General features: G+C 62.6%; 16 protein-coding genes and 1 pseudogene. 4 read left to right on the top strand and 13 right to left on the bottom strand.

The window, feature by feature from the left end; translation table 11 throughout:
* Positions 1-31: 31 nt before the first annotated feature.
* From P3T16_RS05890 to P3T16_RS05860, 7 genes and pseudogenes are all read right to left on the bottom strand, one after another.
* Positions 32-865, bottom strand: a complete 834-nt coding sequence (locus tag P3T16_RS05890; RefSeq protein ID WP_429341547.1) for a shikimate dehydrogenase family protein — start codon at positions 863-865, stop codon at positions 32-34.
* A gap of 86 nt (positions 866-951) precedes the next feature.
* A pseudogene (locus P3T16_RS05885) lies at positions 952-1335 on the bottom strand (porin); the annotation flags it as partial.
* Between the two features lie 175 nt (positions 1336-1510).
* Positions 1511-1897 (bottom strand): cupin, encoded by a 387-nt coding sequence (locus tag P3T16_RS05880; RefSeq protein ID WP_429341546.1) that lies wholly within the window; start codon positions 1895-1897, stop codon positions 1511-1513.
* Between the two features lie 26 nt (positions 1898-1923).
* Positions 1924-3345, bottom strand: coding sequence for an FAD-containing oxidoreductase (locus tag P3T16_RS05875; RefSeq protein WP_429341545.1), 1422 nt, complete (start codon positions 3343-3345; stop codon positions 1924-1926).
* Between the two features lie 136 nt (positions 3346-3481).
* Entirely contained in the window at positions 3482-3670 is a 189-nt protein-coding gene (locus P3T16_RS05870; RefSeq protein WP_429257748.1) for a hypothetical protein, read from the bottom strand.
* Between the two features lie 343 nt (positions 3671-4013).
* On the bottom strand, positions 4014-5132 hold the full coding sequence (locus P3T16_RS05865) for a 3-deoxy-7-phosphoheptulonate synthase (protein ID WP_429341544.1): 1119 nt from the start codon (positions 5130-5132) through the stop codon (positions 4014-4016).
* An 89-nt stretch (positions 5133-5221) separates the two neighbouring features.
* A complete protein-coding gene (locus tag P3T16_RS05860) occupies positions 5222-5530 on the bottom strand; it encodes a high-potential iron-sulfur protein (protein ID WP_429341543.1) in 309 nt (102 codons plus the stop codon).
* A gap of 291 nt (positions 5531-5821) precedes the next feature.
* Here P3T16_RS05860 and P3T16_RS05855 point away from each other — a divergent pair, with 291 nt between their 5' ends.
* Both P3T16_RS05855 and P3T16_RS05850 read left to right on the top strand, forming a co-directional pair.
* A complete protein-coding gene (locus P3T16_RS05855) occupies positions 5822-6928 on the top strand; it encodes an OpgC domain-containing protein (RefSeq protein ID WP_429341542.1) in 1107 nt (368 codons plus the stop codon).
* Positions 6925-8592 carry a tannase/feruloyl esterase family alpha/beta hydrolase gene (locus P3T16_RS05850; protein WP_429341541.1) on the top strand — a complete coding sequence of 556 codons (1668 nt, stop codon included), beginning with the start codon at positions 6925-6927 and terminating at the stop codon, positions 8590-8592. Before P3T16_RS05855 ends, P3T16_RS05850 begins: the two co-directional genes overlap by 4 nt.
* Positions 8593-8630: 38 nt before the next feature.
* Here the strand turns inward: P3T16_RS05850 and P3T16_RS05845 are convergent, their stop codons facing one another.
* Complete coding sequence (locus P3T16_RS05845; protein ID WP_429341540.1) at positions 8631-8801, bottom strand: hypothetical protein; 171 nt, start codon at positions 8799-8801, stop codon at positions 8631-8633.
* Positions 8802-8832: 31 nt separating this feature from the next.
* On the bottom strand, positions 8833-9264 hold the full coding sequence (locus tag P3T16_RS05840) for an Lrp/AsnC family transcriptional regulator (RefSeq protein WP_429257798.1): 432 nt from the start codon (positions 9262-9264) through the stop codon (positions 8833-8835).
* Between the two features lie 225 nt (positions 9265-9489).
* On the opposite strand from P3T16_RS05840, the gene P3T16_RS05835 reads away from it, so the two are divergent.
* Complete coding sequence (locus P3T16_RS05835; protein ID WP_429341539.1) at positions 9490-10551, top strand: ornithine cyclodeaminase; 1062 nt, start codon at positions 9490-9492, stop codon at positions 10549-10551.
* Positions 10552-10608: 57 nt separating this feature from the next.
* Entirely contained in the window at positions 10609-11547 is a 939-nt protein-coding gene (gene ctlX, locus P3T16_RS05830; RefSeq protein ID WP_429341538.1) for a citrulline utilization hydrolase CtlX, read from the top strand.
* Between the two features lie 187 nt (positions 11548-11734).
* On the opposite strand, the gene P3T16_RS05825 is transcribed toward ctlX, so the two are convergent.
* From P3T16_RS05825 to tkt, 4 genes are all read right to left on the bottom strand, one after another.
* Positions 11735-12769 (bottom strand): class 1 fructose-bisphosphatase, encoded by a 1035-nt coding sequence (locus tag P3T16_RS05825; protein WP_429341537.1) that lies wholly within the window; start codon positions 12767-12769, stop codon positions 11735-11737.
* Positions 12770-12860: 91 nt separating this feature from the next.
* A complete protein-coding gene (gene zwf / locus P3T16_RS05820; protein WP_429341536.1) occupies positions 12861-14309 on the bottom strand; it encodes a glucose-6-phosphate dehydrogenase in 1449 nt (482 codons plus the stop codon).
* Positions 14310-14375: 66 nt separating this feature from the next.
* Positions 14376-15428 carry a class II fructose-bisphosphate aldolase gene (fba, locus tag P3T16_RS05815; protein WP_429341535.1) on the bottom strand — a complete coding sequence of 351 codons (1053 nt, stop codon included), beginning with the start codon at positions 15426-15428 and terminating at the stop codon, positions 14376-14378.
* A gap of 113 nt (positions 15429-15541) precedes the next feature.
* Complete coding sequence (gene tkt / locus P3T16_RS05810; protein WP_429341534.1) at positions 15542-17578, bottom strand: transketolase; 2037 nt, start codon at positions 17576-17578, stop codon at positions 15542-15544.
* Positions 17579-17669 lie beyond the last annotated feature (91 nt).

Below are 17669 nucleotides of genomic sequence, written 5' to 3'. Positions count from 1 at the left end.
TTTCGCCGAAAGTACGGGTTTGTCCTGATCCCTACTGCCTGATCTGCGAAACCGCGCGCAACTCGTCGGGCGTCGCCGTTCCGAATCCGAAGAACTCCAGATAGGCCGGAATCATTTCGAACAGCATGTCGGTGCCCACCTGCACCGGACAACCCTTGTCTTTCGCCGCGCGCAGCAGCGGCGTGTATTCCGACTTCATCACGACCTCGCCGACGAACGTCGCAGGCGCAATACGATCGATGTCGAATGGAAGCGGATCGCCATCCTTCATCCCAAGCGGTGTCGCATTGACGATCACATCGAAGCCGGCCGGATCTTTTGAGCCGGTAGTCACGACGAGCTGCGGATAGTGCTTGCGCAGACGAACTGCTAGCGCCTCCACCGACGCCTCAGCGGTATCGAACAGCGCCATCTCCGCCACGCCCGCACCCGCAAGCGAAGCTGCAATCGCCGAACCCACGCCGCCGCTACCGAGTACCAGCACACGCGCACCCTTCAACACACGGCCCTTACGCTCGACGCCGCGCACGAAACCCGCACCATCGAACTGGTCGCCAAGCAGCGTGCCGTCTTCGCGTTTGAGAATCGCATTACACGCGCCCGCGATGCTGGCCGTCGGCGTCAGATCGTCGACGAGTGCGACGGTCGTGACCTTGTGCGGCATCGTGACGAGGGCGCCGCGGATATTGCTCATTCGAAACAGCAGCGGCAGAAATGACACATAGTCATCGGGCATCACGCCCATCGGCATCACAACGGCATCGATGCCTTTTTTCTCGAACCACGGGTTGTAGATCATGGGCGCCTTGAACGCTTCGGTCGGAAAGCCGAGGTGTGCAATAAGCGTCGTTTTTCCGCTGATCATTGCGGGACTCCTTGAACTGTCTATGTCAGAACTTCAAATATCGATGCTGTCGCACATCGCCGGAGACGGCGATACGCAACAGCGTGGAAGCGGGTGATGATACCAACGCCACCCGCGAACTGGCTACGCGACGACGAAGGCGCCGACTGGTAGCCATCGCCCACGCTCGCCGTTGCATTGATGATATTCCCCTTTCCCGAGGTGCCCAGCGTCTGCCCGTTCGCACGCTGATACGCCTCGAGCGCATACAGTCCCGTACGCTTCGACAGCGCATGGTACAGGGACAGGTTGAACTGTTGATATTGCGCGGCGCTATGGATGCCGTTCGAGGTCGTCGCGCGCGTATAACTATAGCCCGCAGCGAGATCCACCTGCGTCGTTGGCTTGTAATGCACCACCAGGCCGCCGGTGTTCCAGATCGCCGTGTCGGTAAACTTCGAGCCGGTACCCGGAATGTACTGCACGTTCGAAGGTCCGCACAAACTGCATCTCTTCGTGAGCAACGCGCTTTAGCAGATTGAGCACAGCGTCGACAAGCATGTCTTGCCAGCTACCTGCCCTTTTGCGGCGACCGGGTTCAACAGAATGTCGACTGTCTTAAGCCGATATTTACTGGCCGCCACCCGAGCCTTTGAAACGGGTTCATCACGACGTAGCAGGCCCACTGCTTTCGTAATGCACCGCGAGCCAGAACGTCGGCTCACTCGCATGCGTCCATGCCACGCGATGCCGGCAATGCGCGGGAATCTGCACATAATCGCCGGGCCGCATCGTATGCAGCTGCGCGGCGCCTTCAACCGCGCCTTCAGGCCCGCCTTCGCATCCCTCATCGAATTCCAGCGCCGCTGCGCCCGCGAGCAGGACGACCCATTCCTCGTGCGGACTGTCGTACCAGAAGTCAGCAGGACTCGCCTGCCCCGTCGACACGATCCGCTCGACACGCACCCCTTTGCGATCGACCAGCGTATCGAACTGCTCATCGGGACCGTGCGGTCCCGCCAGGTCGAAGAGATTGCCGGTCTCGGGTTTCATCGCGTGCCTCGTTTGACGGACCGAAGTCAAACCATCGGTTTGAGCCCTTCAAGCAGCGTCGGAATCAGTTCGCTGATGGTCGGGTGAATGTGCATCGCGCGCATCAACGTGGTGTAGGGCGCGCCGGCCTTGATGGTGTCGATGATGGTATGGATCGCTTCGTCGCCGTCCACGCCGAGGATGGTCGCACCGAGAATCTGCTTCGTGTCGGCATCGACGAGCGTCTTCATGAAGCCGGCCGTCTCGCCTTTTTCGCGCGCGCGTCCAACACGCGACATCGGCATCGTCGCGATCAACGCCTTGCGTCCCGACTGGCGCACCTCAGTCTCGGACATCCCCACGCGCGCAAGCGGCGGATCGACGAACACCGCATACACCATGGTGCGGCCGTCGACGCTGCGACGCTCGCCCGTGCGCTCCGCCTCGAACAGATTGGCCGCGACGACCTGAAAATCGTCGTACGACGTGTGCGTGAACGCGCCGCGTCCGTTGACATCGCCAATGGCCCACACGCCGGGCACCTTCGTACGCAGTTCGCCGTCGACGGGGATCAAGCCGTGTTTGTCGACTTCGATGCCCGCAGCGTCGAGACCCAGATCGTCGGTGTTCGGACGACGACCCGTCGCGAACAGCAGATGCGAGGCGTCGAGCGGCGGCGCATCGCCCGCAAGATGAACGCGCACCGCCGTGCCGTCGCCACCGCGGCCGCCCAGTGCTTCAAGCCGCGTGGGATTGGCGCCAAAGCGGAATTCGATGCCTTCACGCACGAACACGTCCTGCAGGCTTTTCGCGAAGTCCGCGTCCTCGCGGGTCAGCACGCGCTCGCCACGCACGATCACGGTCACCCGGCTGCCGAAGCGGCGGAACACCTGCGCGAACTCCAGCGCGATATAGCTCGCGCCGACGACCACCAGATGCTCCGGCAACGTCGTCAGATCGAGCAGCGTCGAATTCGTGAAGTAGCGGATGTCCTCGATGCCGGGAAGCGTCGGGATGACCGGGCGAGTGCCCGTGTTAATGAAGATCTCGTCGGCCTCGAGGTCCTGGGCCGGCTGGCCGTCGCGCGCTTCGATGCGCACCGAGTGCGCACCCGCGAAGCGCGCGTGGCCGTTGAAGACGCTGACGTTTGTGGCGCCGCGCAGCCACTTTTCGACGCCGCGTCTGGATTGCCCGATGATTTCGTCCTTACGCGCCTTCACGCGTGCGAGATCGACGGTGATGTCGCCCGTGATCTGGACGCCCCAGGCGGCCGCGTGGCGCGCTACATGTGCGGCCCGCGCAGATGCCACGTACGCTTTGGTCGGCGTACAGCCGACGTTCACGCACGTGCCCCCGAACGTCGCCCGTTCGATAACGGCCGTCTTGCGGCCGTTTTCACCGAGGCGGACCGCCAGCGGCGAGCCGCCCTGTCCAGTGCCGATCACGATTGCGTCGAAATGCTGGGGCATGGCAGACCTCCGGGGAGCCGGTATGGGGTCGTGCCATCTTACACGTGACTCTTTTGCTGTGCGGTCTCGCGGGCCTCTGGCGGACTGTTGGTTCAGGCGTGGTTCACGCGTGGTTCACGCGTGAACCAGGGTGGGTTCAGGCGTCGCAGTAGACGTGGCAGATCAGTTCGCGCGAGCGGTCGAGTGCCGCCTTCGCGCCCTTTGTCGCGACGACGAAACCAACCTGGCTCAGGTTGAAATCGAGCGACACCATCAATTGCATGAGCGACACCATCGGCAACACCACGGCCGGGTGATATAGCTGGCGTTCGATAAGGTCTCTCATGTCCACTCCTTCGCCCGACTGTTTCGGTGGGGCACTGCATCCAATGTTTCGATGGAAGCAATTTTAGGAGGGACGCGTCCACGGATAAATGGGCAGAACGCGAAGTCACTTGTCGGTGGATTCGAACAATCGACAGAAGCCCGGTGGACGGGCTTCGGCGGGGCGCGGGCCTGATCTGGCGGGCGTTCGTCAGCGTTCCGGCGGCGCCTGGCGAGGGGTTTCGGGCGTATTCCGCCGGCGCCGGCGACACGCTGGCTGGCATTATTCGGGCACTATTCCGGCATCAGCCCGACATCACCGGGCGTTGCCGCGTCAGCAATCCGTGGTAGGGCCAGCCCCGAATTCAGCCGGCGCGACGCGCCCGGACAGCTGCGGCCAGCCTGTCGAGCACTGGCGCGGTCTGCGCCCACGAAAGGCACGCATCCGTGATCGACACGCCGTAGCGCAGCGGCACACCCGGCTTCAGGTCCTGGCGCCCTTCCTCGAGGTGGCTCTCGATCATCACGCCGATGATGCGGCGATCGCCCGCCGACAGTTGCCCGGCCAGGTCCGCCGCCACGTCCATCTGCCGCAGGTGCGATTTGCCCGAATTCGCGTGCGAGCAGTCGACCATCACCTGCTCACGCAGCCCCAGTTCGCGCAGTGCCGCACAGCTCGCCTCGACGCCCGCGCTGTCGTAGTTCGGCCCTTTCTTGCCGCCGCGCAGGATCACGTGCGCATCGTCGTTGCCGCGGGTTTCGAAGATCGCCGCCATGCCCATCTTGGTCATGCCCATGAAGGCGTGACTCGCGCGCGCCGCGACGATCGCGTCCGCGGCGATCTGCACGCCGCCATCGGTGCCGTTCTTGAAGCCGATCGGGCAGCTGAGACCCGACGCCAGCTGGCGATGGCTCTGGCTTTCCGTCGTGCGCGCGCCGATCGCGCCCCACGCGATCAGATCCGCGATGTACTGCGGGCTCAGCAGATCGAGAAACTCAGTCGCGGTCGGCAGGCCGAGGCTGCTGATGTCCAGCAGCAGTTCGCGCGCACGGCGCAGCCCTTCGTTGATGCGGAAGCTGCCGTCGAGCTGCGGATCGTTGATATAGCCCTTCCAGCCGACCGTCGTGCGCGGCTTTTCGAAGTAGACGCGCATCACGATCAGCAGATCGTCCTTCAGCGCATCGGCGGCGGCTTTCAGACGATGCGCGTAATCCATCGCCTGCTGGTGGTCGTGGATCGAACAGGGGCCGACGACAGCCACCAGACGGTCGTCGCGACCGTGCAGGATATCCGCGATTGCCGAGCGGCTTTCCTCGACGAGCGTCTGGACGTCCGGCGGAACCGGCAGCTCGTCCTGCAGCAGCGCCGGGGAAATCAGGGGACGGACGGCGCCGATGCGGGTGTCGTCGATGCGGGTGGTGTCCTGCGTCGAGTCGGCGCGGCCGGCTTCCTGATCGTGCAAAGGGTTGTCCAGGCGGCTCAAGATATTCTCCGTAAAGCGGGTTGCGACATACCAGGCGGCAAACCGGCATTATCGCACTCGCGGCCCGCTCCGGCGCCGCCGCGGCCCGCCTACGCATTCGTCCAGGACGTACACCAGCCGCGCGCCGCGACCTGCTTCGCACCGAACAGCGCGCAGCCTCCGTACGGGTCGCTGGCGCCGCCCTGATACAGCGAGCAGTTGCTGCAGGTCTGCCCGGCAGCCCAGGCCGGAAACTTCGACTTGTCGACCTTCGACGCATCCAGCCGGTAGCCGAGCTTCTGCGCGGCGGGGTCGTCTTCGCTGAGTTTCGCTTCGTCGGCGGAAGCCACACGGGATAACGCCAGCGATGACGCCACGCTGGCGCTGAGAATGAGAAAGCTGCGACGCGTTGCTTTCATGACTGGACCCTGTTCGCGGTTTGATGGGACCTGCTTTCCGTCGGCGCCGTGCGCCTTCTTCCATTCTCGCAGCAGACGGCCGCGCCTGCCACGCGCCTGATCACTGAAGTCAAGACGGAGTCGATTCGCCTCGCTACGCGACGATGGATTACCACGTGCCAACAGGCTGATTTCAGTTAGCTGCCAACGCACAAACGTCACGCGATTTCCATTGACACGCCTCGTGCTTACGCGGAACGATCCTCTTTTATGTCTCTCCTACAGAGAGCTAAAACGCGCGCGGGAACGTCGATGAATTCGCATCAGGGACGCTCGATCGAAGTGGATTTCTTCCGCGGGATCGTGCTGATCGTCATCGTGCTGGACCATATTCCCGGCAGCGTGCTGTCGCATCTGATGCTGCACACGTACGCACTATGCGACTCGGCGGAAGTGTTTGTGTTTCTGGGCGGCTATGCATCGGCGGCTGCCTATACGGCCGTACTCGAACACCGCGGACCCGGTGCCGCACAGAAGCGCTTTCTCAGACGCTGCTGGGAAATCTATCGCGCGTATCTGCTGACTGCCGTGCTGACGCTCGTGTCAGGCGCCGCGCTCGCGCTCCTGCATCTGAACCGGCCGATGATCGATCTGACTGGCTGGCCGCTCTTTTCCAGCGAACCGCTGCGTGAGTCGCTCGATATCGCACTGCTCAGGCGTCAGCCGTATCTATCGAGCGTCCTGCCGATGTACGTGATCTTCGCGCTGTGCGTGCCGTTCGCCGTGCCGCTCGCGCGACGCTCGGCGCTTTCCGCAATGACGCTGAGCCTCGCGATCTGGGCTTTAGCGCGGCCGCTAGCCTCGCTTTTCAGCATTGACGACGTCGGCGATTGGGCTTTCAATCCGTTTGCATGGCAACTGATGTTCGTACTCGGTATCCTGTGCCGCGTGCAGCCGGTGGGCGACCGCTTCCATACATCGCGCGCCGCGCGCTGGCTCACGCGGATTGCGGTGGCCGCCGTGCTCGCGTTCGCCGTTATCAGGCTGTTCGTGCTGACGCAGGCCTTGCCGGGTCATCTCAAACAGAATCTTTCGATGGATCGTGTGATCAACTTTCTTGTCATTGCATGGCTTGCCGCGCGTTTCGTGCACACCGGCAGCATCGCGCGCCTCGCGCGGCGGCTGCCGGCCGTGGTCACGGTCGGACGCACCGGGCTCGTGTGTTTCGTGACGGGCACGCTGGTGTCGATGATCGTCGACACCGCGACGCCGCGTGGCCTTCACGGCCTGGAGGGCACGATGGTCGCGCTCGCCGGCGATCTTGTCGCGATCACGGCCGTGCTCGTCATCGCGCGCGGCTGGAACGACTGGAAGGGACAGCAGTCGCGCGCAGCCGTCAACAGTGCCGGCTGCGGATGAGCGCGCGGATCGCTCTACCCCGCGCCGCGCGCGCGATCGTCCTCGTGTTCGTGTGCTCCACACTTCTGCTGACCACTGTCGACGCAACGGCAGCCCCGACCGGGCCGAACCTCGCTGTGCAGTGCACGCAACTCGCCGGCCTGACGGTGCCTGCCGAAGTCATCGGATTGCCGACGCGCGGCGCGCAGATCGACACCGCGGAGATGATCGCGGCGACCGCCCGTAACAACCAGGACGGCGAGTATTGCCGGATCACGGGCAGCATCAAGGCGCTGAAGGTCGGCACGCCGGATATCCGCTTCGATCTGAATCTGCCGCGCCGCTGGAACGGCCGCGCGTTGCAGGTGGGCGGCGGTGGCTATAACGGCGTCGTGGTCAGCGGCACGGGGGTGATGCCTTTCTCGCCGAATCGCGCGCCGCTGGCGCAGGGCTACGCCACCTTCGGCGACGACTCCGGCCACGTCGGCAATTCGGCGCTGGCGGTGTTCGGCCTCGTCGACGAAGCCGTCGTCAATTTCGGCTACGCGCATCTGAAGAAGACCCACGACGTCGCGCTCGCACTGATCGAGCACGCGTACGGACGGCGACCAGAGCGCATGTACTTTGCGGGCGGCTCGACGGGTGGACGTGAAGGCTACACCGTCATGCAGCGCTTCCCGGACGACTACGATGGCGTCATCGCCAACTCGCCCGCGCTGAATTTTTCCGGCGTGCGTCTGCTTGGGGTGAAAGTCGGCCAGACTGAATACGCGACACCGGGCGGCTTCGTGCCGCCTCCGTTACTCCAGCGCGTCTACCAGCGCACGCTTGAAGTGTGCGACAGGCTCGATGGCGCAGCGGACGGCATCGTGAGTGACGTTACCGCATGTCGCCGGCACGAGGCCGAGATCATCGAATCGCTGCGTTGCCCCGCGAGCGAAGCGTACATCGCGAACGACGACTGTCTTTCCGCTGCGCAACTGGCGACGCTGTCGGTGCTGCGCGACGGGCTCTCGCTGCCGTATTCGCTCGCGTGGAATGTGAACCGCTATCGCGGCTACAACGTGTTTCAGGGCACGCAGTTCACCGGCACGCTCGGGCTTGCGCACGATGACAGGCATGGACCGTCTCCGGCGATCATCGCCAACGGCTATCTGTTCTCACAGGGCGACGGCTACGTGAGGTACTTCATCACGCGTGACCCGGCGTTCGATTCTCTGAAGTTCGACGTGCAGCATCCCGGCAATTATCAGCGCCAGGTGGTCGCGCTTTCACAGACCATCGGCGCGATGAGCACCGACCTCTCCCGCTACATCGCGCGCGGCGGCAAGCTGATCACGTTGCACGGGCTCGCCGACGAAGTCATCAGCCCGAACCAGACGATTGCGTATTACGAAGCGCTCGTGGACCGCTTTGGTATCGACAGGGTCGCTTCATTCATGCGGCTCTACATGGTGCCGGGATTCCAGCACGGCAGCGGCGTATTCATTCCGTCGACGGATCTGCTCGGCGCGCTCGACAACTGGGTCACGCACGATATTTCTCCGGAGACGCTGACCGCCATCGATATCGCCGCAGCGACCAATGGCCGCTCGCGTCCGCTATGCCGGTATCCGATGTTTCCGCGTTATAGCGGCAAGGGAAATGTGAACCGCGCGAGCAGTTTTGTCTGTGCGGAGCCGTGAATGGCTTGTGACGCGCTACCCGTGCGTCGTGTGGCCGGTCAGACGTTGAGCGCTTCAGGTTCCTTGCGCCGGATCGCAATCGCGATCGAACTACCGACGATCAGCACGATCCCGGCCAGCGAATCGGTCACCACCTGATCAGACAGGACTCGACCCGTCGTATCGAACACGCGGACCGTGAAGGCGTCGATGCGCGTGCGAACGCGCATCGGTCAAGTCGCCGAAGCGAAGACTGCCGGCTCACATCTTGTGCGTCGAAAGAAAGATGCTCGTCTCGGTACTCGCGATGCCGTCAATCAACCGGATCGCACCCAGCACGCGATCGAAGTTCTCCAGCGAATCCGCCCGCAGTTCCGCGACGAGATCCCAGCGCCCGTTGGTGCTGTGGATCGTCGCGACATTCGGATGCCCGCGTAGCACCTTCAGCACGTCGGCCGCGCGGTTGCCTTCGACGGCGATCGACATCAGCGCGCGAATCCGGTGCGCCTCCGCCGCCGGTTTCAGCCGCACCGTGTAGCCCACGATCACCCCGCTTTCCTCAAGGCGCGTCAGCCGGTTCTGCACCGTCGCACGCGCAACGCGCAAGTGCTTCGCGAGCGTCACGACCGACATGCGCGCGTTGTCGCGCAACAGCGCGATGAGCTGCCTGTCGATGTCATCGAGATTGATCATTTCCTGTTGCCATTTTGTGTTGCCGGTCACGGCGTTTTGCGTTTTTCCGCGTCGCTCAGCGCAACGTCCGCGCCCGTTATGTACAAAACGCCATTTAGCCTTAGCATTTTGACACTTGCACCGGAAAATTTGCGAGGTTTGTCATCTTTTTGTTGGCGAGGTCCGACGGAATAATTCCGTTATCGCTCCCGAGCTGGAGCCCACATCAACAACGGAGGCATGACCATGACCCGCTTTCTCGACGTACCCGCCACCTGCCGACTCGTCGCCGATATCGGTGTGCCGCGATTCCTGAGCGAACTCGCCGACACCATTCGCGCGGACTATCTTCGATGGAGCGATTTCGACAAGTCCCCGCGTGTCGCCTGTCATTCCCAGGTGGGCGTGATCGAATTGATGCCTGTTGCCGACTCGAAGCTGTTCGCCTTCAAATACGTCAACGGGCATCCCATCAACGCGGAGCGCGGCATTCACACGGTGATGGCGTTCGGCGCGCTCGCATCGGTCGATACCGGCTATCCGCTGTTCCTCTCCGAACTCACGTTGACCACCGCCCTGCGCACCGCTGCAACCTCGGCGCTCGTCGCAAGCACCCTTGCTCGCCCCGATTCGCGACGCATGGCGCTGATCGGCAACGGCGCACAAAGCGAATTCCAGGCAATCGCGTTTCACACGCTGCTCGGCATCGATGAGATTCGCGTGTTCGATGTCGATGCGCGCGCAACCGACAAGCTGATCCGCAACCTGTCCGCATGGCCGGCGCTGCGGATCGTTCGCGCATCGTCGACCGCTGAGGCGGTGCGAGGCGCCGATATCGTCACGACGGTCACGGCCGACAAGACCTGCGCGACGATCGTCACGCCCGACATGATCGAGCCCGGCATGCACCTGAACGCCGTGGGCGGCGACTGCCCCGGCAAGACCGAACTGCACTCGGACGTGCTGCGGATGAGCCGCGTGATCGTCGAGTACGAGCCGCAAACCCGCATCGAGGGCGACATCCAGCAGTTGCCCGCCGACTCGCCCGTCATCGAACTGTGGCGAGTGCTGCGCGGCGAAACGGCCGGCAGGGAGAGCGCCGCTCAGGTCACCGTATTCGACTCGGTCGGTTTTGCGCTCGAGGACTATTCCGCGCTTCGCTATCTGCACGCGCTCGCGCAGGAGCACGACGTCGGCATCGACGTTGCACTGATTCCGCCGGCCGCCGATCCGAAGGATCTCTTCGGCGAACTGGCTACGGCCGCTACCGCGCCAGCACGTGCCGACGCGTTAGCGTTCTCCCGATAGGCACAACAGCCCCACGCCCGTTCCAGCCCCGTACTCCTGCCATCCATCAGAAATTTCATGAGCCTCCTGTCGATTCAGGCGCCGGCCGCCGTAGTCATGATCCGGCCGCATTGCTTCCACCCCAACCCGGAAACAGCCACCGACAACGCATTCCAGCGTTCCGGCGAGATCCGCAGCCACGCCGAAGGTGCATCGCTTGCGGCGGCCGCGCGCGACGAAGTTAGCGCCGCTGCGGCAGCGCTGGAGGCGGCAGGCGTACGCGTTCACGTATTCGACGATTACGGCGAGAACCAGACGCCTGATTCGGTGTTCCCGAACAACTGGTTCTCAACACATCCAGGCGGACACGTCGCGGTCTATCCGATGCATTCGATCAACCGGCGACGCGAACGCAGGACCGACGTGATCGAAATGTTGAAGACCGGGTACCGCGTGCAGGACGTCATCGACTATTCGGGCCTGGAACACGACGATGTGTTTCTGGAAGGCACAGGCGCCATGGTGCTGGATCACATCGCGCGCATCGCGTATGCGGCGCGCTCGCGCCGCGCGGACCCAGTGGCGCTCGAACGGTTCTGCACGCATTTCAATTTCGAGCCGATGTGCTTCGACACGGCCGATCCGGCCGGTCGTGCGGTGTATCACACCAACGTGATGATGAGCGTCGCGACCGAATTTGCACTTATCGGTCTCGATCTGATCCAGAACGAGCGTCGACGCGACGAGGTACGAAAACGCCTGCTGGAAAGCGGCCGCGCTGTCATCACGCTGGACGGTTCGCAGATCGGCAATTTTGCGGGCAATGCACTGGAGCTGTCGGGAAAGGACGGCCGTGTCCTTGCGCTGTCCGAACGGGCTGTGTCCTCGCTGACAGCGCAACAAAAAGCGCTCATCGAGCGCTCGGCGCAACTGCTGCCGTTGCGCGTGCCCACGATCGAAATGGCCGGAGGATCCGTGCGTTGCATGCTCGCGGGAATCCACCTCGCGCAGCGTTAGAAGTTTGAAGGAAGAAGCAGACGGCGACCGCTTGCGAGCAGTCGCCGCATCTGTCAGCCAGGAAACCGGCAGGAGCGACACCGCCACGGAGCGGTTCTATCCGCACAGTCTGGCACGCGCCCTGGCAATCAATGCCGAGCTCGACGCCCCACTGGCCGAACGGGTTGCAAGGGTATTTTCATGGCGATCAAACGGCCGCGACCTCGTCGTGGTATCGAAGCAGGCGCTCCACTTCAAGCCTTGACCCGAGGATGACGGGAACGCGCTGATGGACATCGTCCGGCTGGACTTCCATGATCGGGGTCTCGCCCGTCGTGCTCAACCCGCCGGCCTGTTCGACGATGAACGACATCGGATTGGCCTCATAGGTCAGCCGCAGCCGTCCGGCAAGCTGGGGATTCTTGTTGTCCCGCGGATAGAGGAAAACGCCCCCACGCATCAGGATTCGATGCACCTCCGCGACCATGGATGCAATCCATCGCATGTTGAAATTCGTCTGTCGAGGCCCCGACGCGCCCGCGACACACTCACGGACATAGCGGCGCACAGGCGCTTCCCAGTAGCGCTCGTTGGACATGTTGATCGCAAACTCGCGGGTATTTTCCGGGATCTGGATCTGTGGATGGGTCAGAACGAATGATGCCGATTGCCTGTCGAACGTGAACCCGTCGACGCCGTGCCCCGTGGTCAGCACGAACATCGTCGTCGCACCATAGATCGCATACCCCGCGCAGACCTGCTTCACGCCCGGTTGCAGAAAATGGCGCTCGTCGATTACGGCGCCCGACGCCGGAGCAGCAAGCACGGAAAAGATACTTCCGACAATGCCGTTGATCTCAAGATTGGAGGAGCCGTCGAGCGGATCAAAAAGGAGCAGATAACCGGAGGTATCCGCCGATTGCCCATGCCCGGTCACCTGAACCGACTCGAGCTCTTCCGACGCCAGTCCGCGAAGACAGCTAGCCGACCCGACCGCGTCGATCATGATGTCGTTCGACACGACGTCGAGCTTCTTTTGTGCCTCTCCATGCACGTTCTCGGAATGGGCATTTCCAGATGCGCCGTCGAAAACGCCTCGCTCGACAGCGGTTGCGATGGACGAGCACGCATCGGCAACGGCTTCGATGAGCGTGACGAGCGCCGCCGGGGCTCGCTCATCACGTGCTGCGTTCGCGAAAAACGAGGACAGCGTGATGTGCTCAGTGCTAGCTATGTGGGTCATGTTCGGTCCGCCTGGCAGGAACTACTCGTGATCGGTGGAATCAACGGGGTTGAGGAGGCTCCGTCGACATGCATACAACAGCGATGAAATCTCACGCGTCGCATGGCGCGACGCTACCTTGCCCGACTAGCGCGAGGGCTGCATCGGGGCCAGCGCCTCCTGCGGCATAGGGCGCGGGAGGATCCTGCTCGCGCCAGGCGTCGATCACCGGGTCGACCCATTGCCATGCTGCGTCGAGTTCGTCGCCTCGCATGAAAAGTGTGAGTCTGCCCCGGATCACATCGAGCAGGAGCCGCTCGTAGGCATCCCTTCGTCTCGTCGAGAATGCCGAAGAAAATTCGAGATTCAGACTCACTGGCCTGACCGTCATCTCATCACCCGGCGCCTTGGTCATCAGATAGAGTTTCAGGCTTTCGTCCGGCTGCAGCCGGATCACGAGACGGTTACCGTGACTGGCCGTCGTGGACGAGCCGAACACCGAATGCGGCACATCCCTGAAATTGACGACGATCTCGGCGACGCGACTCTGCAGGCGCTTGCCGGTGTGCAGGTAAAAGGGCACGCCTGCCCAGCGCCAGTTATTCAGCTCCACTTTCAGCGCGACGAATGTCTCCGTCCGGCTATCGGCACCAATGTCCGGCTCGTCCAGATAGCCGGCAACCGGAGCACCATGCATCTCGCCGGCTGTGTACTGACCACGCACGGTCTGCCGTGCCACGTCGGCCGCGCTGAGCGGCTTGAGCGAGCGAAGAACCTTGAGCTTCTCGTCGCGCACCGCGTCCGCTTCGAGGCTCAGCGGCGGCTCCATTGCGAGTATGCACAGTAGCTGCAGCAGATGATTCTGGACCATGTCCCGCATTGCGCCGGTGCGCTCGTAAAACGCGCCGCGCCCCTCGACGCCCACCTGCTCGGCAATCGTGATCTGGACATCGCGAATCCCGTCGCGGTTCCAGAGACGTTCGAACATGCCATTGCCAAACCGCAGCGCAAACAGGTTCTGTACGGTCTCCTTGCCGAGGTAGTGATCGATCCGGTAGATCTGGTGCTCGCGAAATATCGCACCGACCTCCCGGTTGATCTGTTGAGCGGAGGGCAAATCATGGCCTAGCGGTTTTTCGAGAACGACCTTCGATGTGGCAGAAACCAGCTCTGCCCGGTTCAACCCGGCGCATATCGGAACGAACAGTTCCGAAGGCGTGGCAAGGTAGAAGATCTGCGCCCGGCTGTCCTGCCATCGCAATGTTGCAGCGAGCCGTGCGTAGTCCGCTGACACCAGCGCATCCATCTGAACGAATTCAAGGCGCGACGAGAAAGTGGTCCAATGTGCGTCATCGAAGTCGGTGACGGGCAGGAATTGACGCAAGGCATCCTGTACCTTTTCGAGGTAGCCGCCTCGTTCCAACCCCTCCCGGCCGACGCCAACGATGCGCATGCCGTCCGGGAGCGTTCCCTCCCGGTGGTTCTGATACAGCGCGGGAAGAAGCTTGCGCATGGCAAGGTCTCCCGTGCCGCCAAAAATCACCAATAACTGTGCTTTCATTGATCTGATCCCAACGAGATTCCTGAGTCCGCTGAACGCATCGCACGTTCGTGCCAGCGCAATCCATTACCCGTGATGCACGTGGTCATAGCGCCCTGCCATCGCAGACATCGCAACGGGCTTGATCTTGTGTGCCTGTCCGGCACTGCCGAATGCCTCGAAGCGGGAACGGCACAGGTCACGGGCCGCGCCAAGTGCGTCCGTGAGGAATCGCCGAACGTCGAACTCAGAAGGACGCTGCGCGAGTGAGCGCCGTATTGCTCCGGTCATTACGAGGCGGATATCCGTATCGATGTTGACCTTGCGTACGCCATGACGAATGCCCTCGCAAATCTCTTCCACCGGAACACCGTACGTTTCCCGGATTTCGCCGCCGAACTCGCGGATGATCTCAAGCCATTCCTGCGGCACCGAACTCGATCCGTGCATGACCAGATGGGTATTGGGCAGGCGGCGATGAATCTCCCTGATCCTGTCGATCGCGAGAATATCGCCCGACGGTTTGCGGGAGAATTTATAGGCGCCGTGCGACGTACCAATCGCAATGGCCAACGCGTCGACCCCGGTACGCTGCACGAAACCGGCGGCCTGCTCGGGGTCGGTCAGCAGCATGTCGTGGGTCAGCATGCCTTCGGCACCGGAGCCGTCCTCCTCCCCCGCCATGCCCGATTCGAGCGAACCGAGACATCCGAGCTCACCCTCGACTGACACCCCGACGGCATGCGCCATCTCCACCACGGCCCGCGTCACCTCAACGTTGTAGTCGTAGGTCGCAACGGTTTTCATATCCGGCATGAGTGAACCGTCCATCATCACGCTGCTGAATCCGCTGCGGATCGCGGCCAGGCAAACAGCCGGCGACGCCCCATGGTCCTGATGCATCACGACCGGGATGTCGGGGTAAGTCTCGATCGCCGCAACGACGAGGTGCCGCAGAAACGCTTCGCCTGCGTATTTCCGCGCGCCGGCGGAAGCCTGCATGATGACCGGACTATCGCAGTCAGCGGCCGCCTGCATGATCGCCTGAACCTGCTCGAGGTTATTGACGTTGAATGCCGGCACGCCATACGCGTGCTCCGCTGCGTGGTCCAGCAACTGCCGCAATGAAATCAGCGCCATGTCGTTTCCAGGAAGTAATGTCGCCGTGCGGCGAACGTCGTTAAATTGATCTCGTGAACGATCACGACATCGTTCTGGCGTCGGCCGTTCTGGCGCTATCGCGCGCGCTGCGGCTAATCAACGATCCCCTGTTCCAGCTCGAGCGTGCGGCTCACCGCGTCCACGATCGCGTCCACCGTAATACCGAACGCTTCGTACAACGTCTCGGCTGGAGCCGACTCGCCAAAGTGCGACAACCCAACCACGGCGCCGCTCAAGCCGACGTACTTCCGCCAGAAATCGCCAGCTGCCGCTTCAACTGCCACGCGCCGGATCTTTGGCGGCAGAACGGAAAGCTGGTACGCAAGCGGTTGGTTATCGAAGGTCGTGGTCGACGGCATCGAAACGACCCGTGCGGCAATGCCCTGATCGGCGAGCGCAGTCTGCGCCTTCAGCGCCAGCTCCACTTCGGAACCCGTCGCGATCAGAACGATGTCCGGCTTGCCGCCGACAGCCTCCGACAGCACATAACCGCCTTGCCGGATTTGCGCCCTCGCCTGCGCGGTGCGGGAAAGCGGCGGCAGATTCTGGCGCGAAAGCAGCAGCGCGGTCGGCGCGTCAGTGGTCTCCAGTGCTGCCGCCCATGCAAATGCCGTTTCGACCGTGTCCGCCGGTCGCCATACGTTCATCCCCGGAATCTGGCGCAGCATCGCCGCATGCTCGACCGGCTGATGGGTGGGCCCATCCTCGCCGAGACCAATCGAATCGTGGGTGAAAACATAGACACATTGCAGGTGCATCAGCGCCGCCATACGAAGCGCATTCTTCGCGTAGTCGGAAAACACCAGGAAGGTTCCGCCATACGGAAGAAAACCGCCATGGAGGGCAGCACCGTTCATGATCGCGACCATGCCGAATTCGCGAACGCCGTAGTGGATGTAGTTTCCAGGTCCATTCGTGCTGTTGGGTACGACCGCACGGGAAGCCGGCACCATGGTGAGATTCGACGGCGCCAGGTCTGCCGAGCCGCCCAGAAGTTCAGGCAGTCGACCCACCAGCAGGTCAAGGCATTTCTGCGACGCCTTGCGGGTCGCCATCTTCTGCTCGAACCAGTCACCGCCCTCCAGCAGGCGTTCGATCACTTCGGCGGATCGCTCGCGGCGACTGCCGTGCATACGGGATTCGAAGTAATCGGCCTTTTCCGGAAAGCGGGTGCGATAAGCTTCGAACAGCGTGCGCCAGGCCAGGTTGCGTTCACGGCCCGCTGCTCGCGCATCCCATGCGCTGCGAACGGGTTCGGGAATCTCGAATGACGCGTGATTCCAGCCAAGATGCGCTCGCGTGGCCGCGATTTCGTCGGCGCCGAGCGGGGCGCCATGCACGTCGTGAGTGCCGGCCCGATTGGGCGAGCCATGTCCGATCACCGTCCTGCAGCAGATCAAGGTCGACCGGTCACGCTCCGCATGCGCTGCCTCGATCGCCTGCTCGATCGACAGCGGATCATGTCCGTCCACACCTTCGACGACATGCCAGCCATATGCGCGGAACCGCATCGCGGTCTGGTCGGTGAACCAGCCATCGACATGGCCATCTATCGAAATGCCATTGTCGTCATAAAGCGCGATGAGTTTGCCGAGATGCCATGTGCCGGCGAGCGAGCACGCTTCATGCGAGACGCCCTCCATGAGGCAGCCGTCGCCGAGAAACACATAGGTGTGGTGATCGACGATATCGAATCCCGGCTCGTTGAATTCGGTCGCCAGCAACCGTTCAGCCATCGCCATGCCGACGGCATTGGCAAGACCCTGCCCTAACGGGCCGGTGGTCGTCTCGACACCAGGCGTCAAGCCCCGTTCGGGGTGCCCGGGTGTGACCGACTGCCATTTCCGGAATCGCTTCAGATCATCGATCGACAGGTCGTAACCGCTCAGATGCAGCACCGCATAGAGCAGCATCGAACCGTGACCGTTTGACAGCACAAAGCGATCCCGGTTAACCCAATCCGGCGCCGCCGGATCATGCTTCAAATACTTGCGCCACAGTACTTCGGCAATATCCGCCATTCCCATCGGCATACCGGGATGTCCGGAATTCGCGGCCTGGACGGCGTCGATAGCCAGAAACCGCACTGCGTTAGCAAGTTCGGTCCGGGTCGGATTAGCATGAGGCATGAATCACCACTATTTCGTATACCTAAATTAATATATTAGAGCCTCGCGCGTTTTTCTCGACGAGGCTCCGGCATCTGGTCTTCGGGTACGG

Origin of the sequence: Paraburkholderia sp. GAS42, assembly GCF_050436565.1 — a bacterium.
Taxonomy (GTDB): Bacteria; Pseudomonadota; Gammaproteobacteria; order Burkholderiales; family Burkholderiaceae; genus Paraburkholderia.
Note: the sequence above shows the minus strand (reverse complement) of the source record. Positions and strands in the feature narration are given on the sequence as shown.

Coding starts and splice junctions, on each gene's coding strand:
- fba (WP_429341535.1), bottom strand. CDS start 15,428: ATGGCGCTGATTTCATTGCGGCAGTTGCTGGACCACGCAGCGGAGCAC.
- P3T16_RS05890 (WP_429341547.1), bottom strand. CDS start 865: ATGATCAGCGGAAAAACGACGCTTATTGCACACCTCGGCTTTCCGACC.
- P3T16_RS05850 (WP_429341541.1), top strand. CDS start 6,925: ATGAGCGCGCGGATCGCTCTACCCCGCGCCGCGCGCGCGATCGTCCTC.
- P3T16_RS05880 (WP_429341546.1), bottom strand. CDS start 1,897: ATGAAACCCGAGACCGGCAATCTCTTCGACCTGGCGGGACCGCACGGT.
- P3T16_RS05840 (WP_429257798.1), bottom strand. CDS start 9,264: ATGATCAATCTCGATGACATCGACAGGCAGCTCATCGCGCTGTTGCGC.
- P3T16_RS05845 (WP_429341540.1), bottom strand. CDS start 8,801: ATGCGCGTTCGCACGCGCATCGACGCCTTCACGGTCCGCGTGTTCGAT.
- P3T16_RS05870 (WP_429257748.1), bottom strand. CDS start 3,670: ATGAGAGACCTTATCGAACGCCAGCTATATCACCCGGCCGTGGTGTTG.
- P3T16_RS05835 (WP_429341539.1), top strand. CDS start 9,490: ATGACCCGCTTTCTCGACGTACCCGCCACCTGCCGACTCGTCGCCGAT.
- P3T16_RS05825 (WP_429341537.1), bottom strand. CDS start 12,769: ATGACCCACATAGCTAGCACTGAGCACATCACGCTGTCCTCGTTTTTC.
- P3T16_RS05860 (WP_429341543.1), bottom strand. CDS start 5,530: ATGAAAGCAACGCGTCGCAGCTTTCTCATTCTCAGCGCCAGCGTGGCG.
- tkt (WP_429341534.1), bottom strand. CDS start 17,578: ATGCCTCATGCTAATCCGACCCGGACCGAACTTGCTAACGCAGTGCGG.
- ctlX (WP_429341538.1), top strand. CDS start 10,609: ATGAGCCTCCTGTCGATTCAGGCGCCGGCCGCCGTAGTCATGATCCGG.
- P3T16_RS05875 (WP_429341545.1), bottom strand. CDS start 3,345: ATGCCCCAGCATTTCGACGCAATCGTGATCGGCACTGGACAGGGCGGC.
- P3T16_RS05855 (WP_429341542.1), top strand. CDS start 5,822: ATGAATTCGCATCAGGGACGCTCGATCGAAGTGGATTTCTTCCGCGGG.
- zwf (WP_429341536.1), bottom strand. CDS start 14,309: ATGAAAGCACAGTTATTGGTGATTTTTGGCGGCACGGGAGACCTTGCC.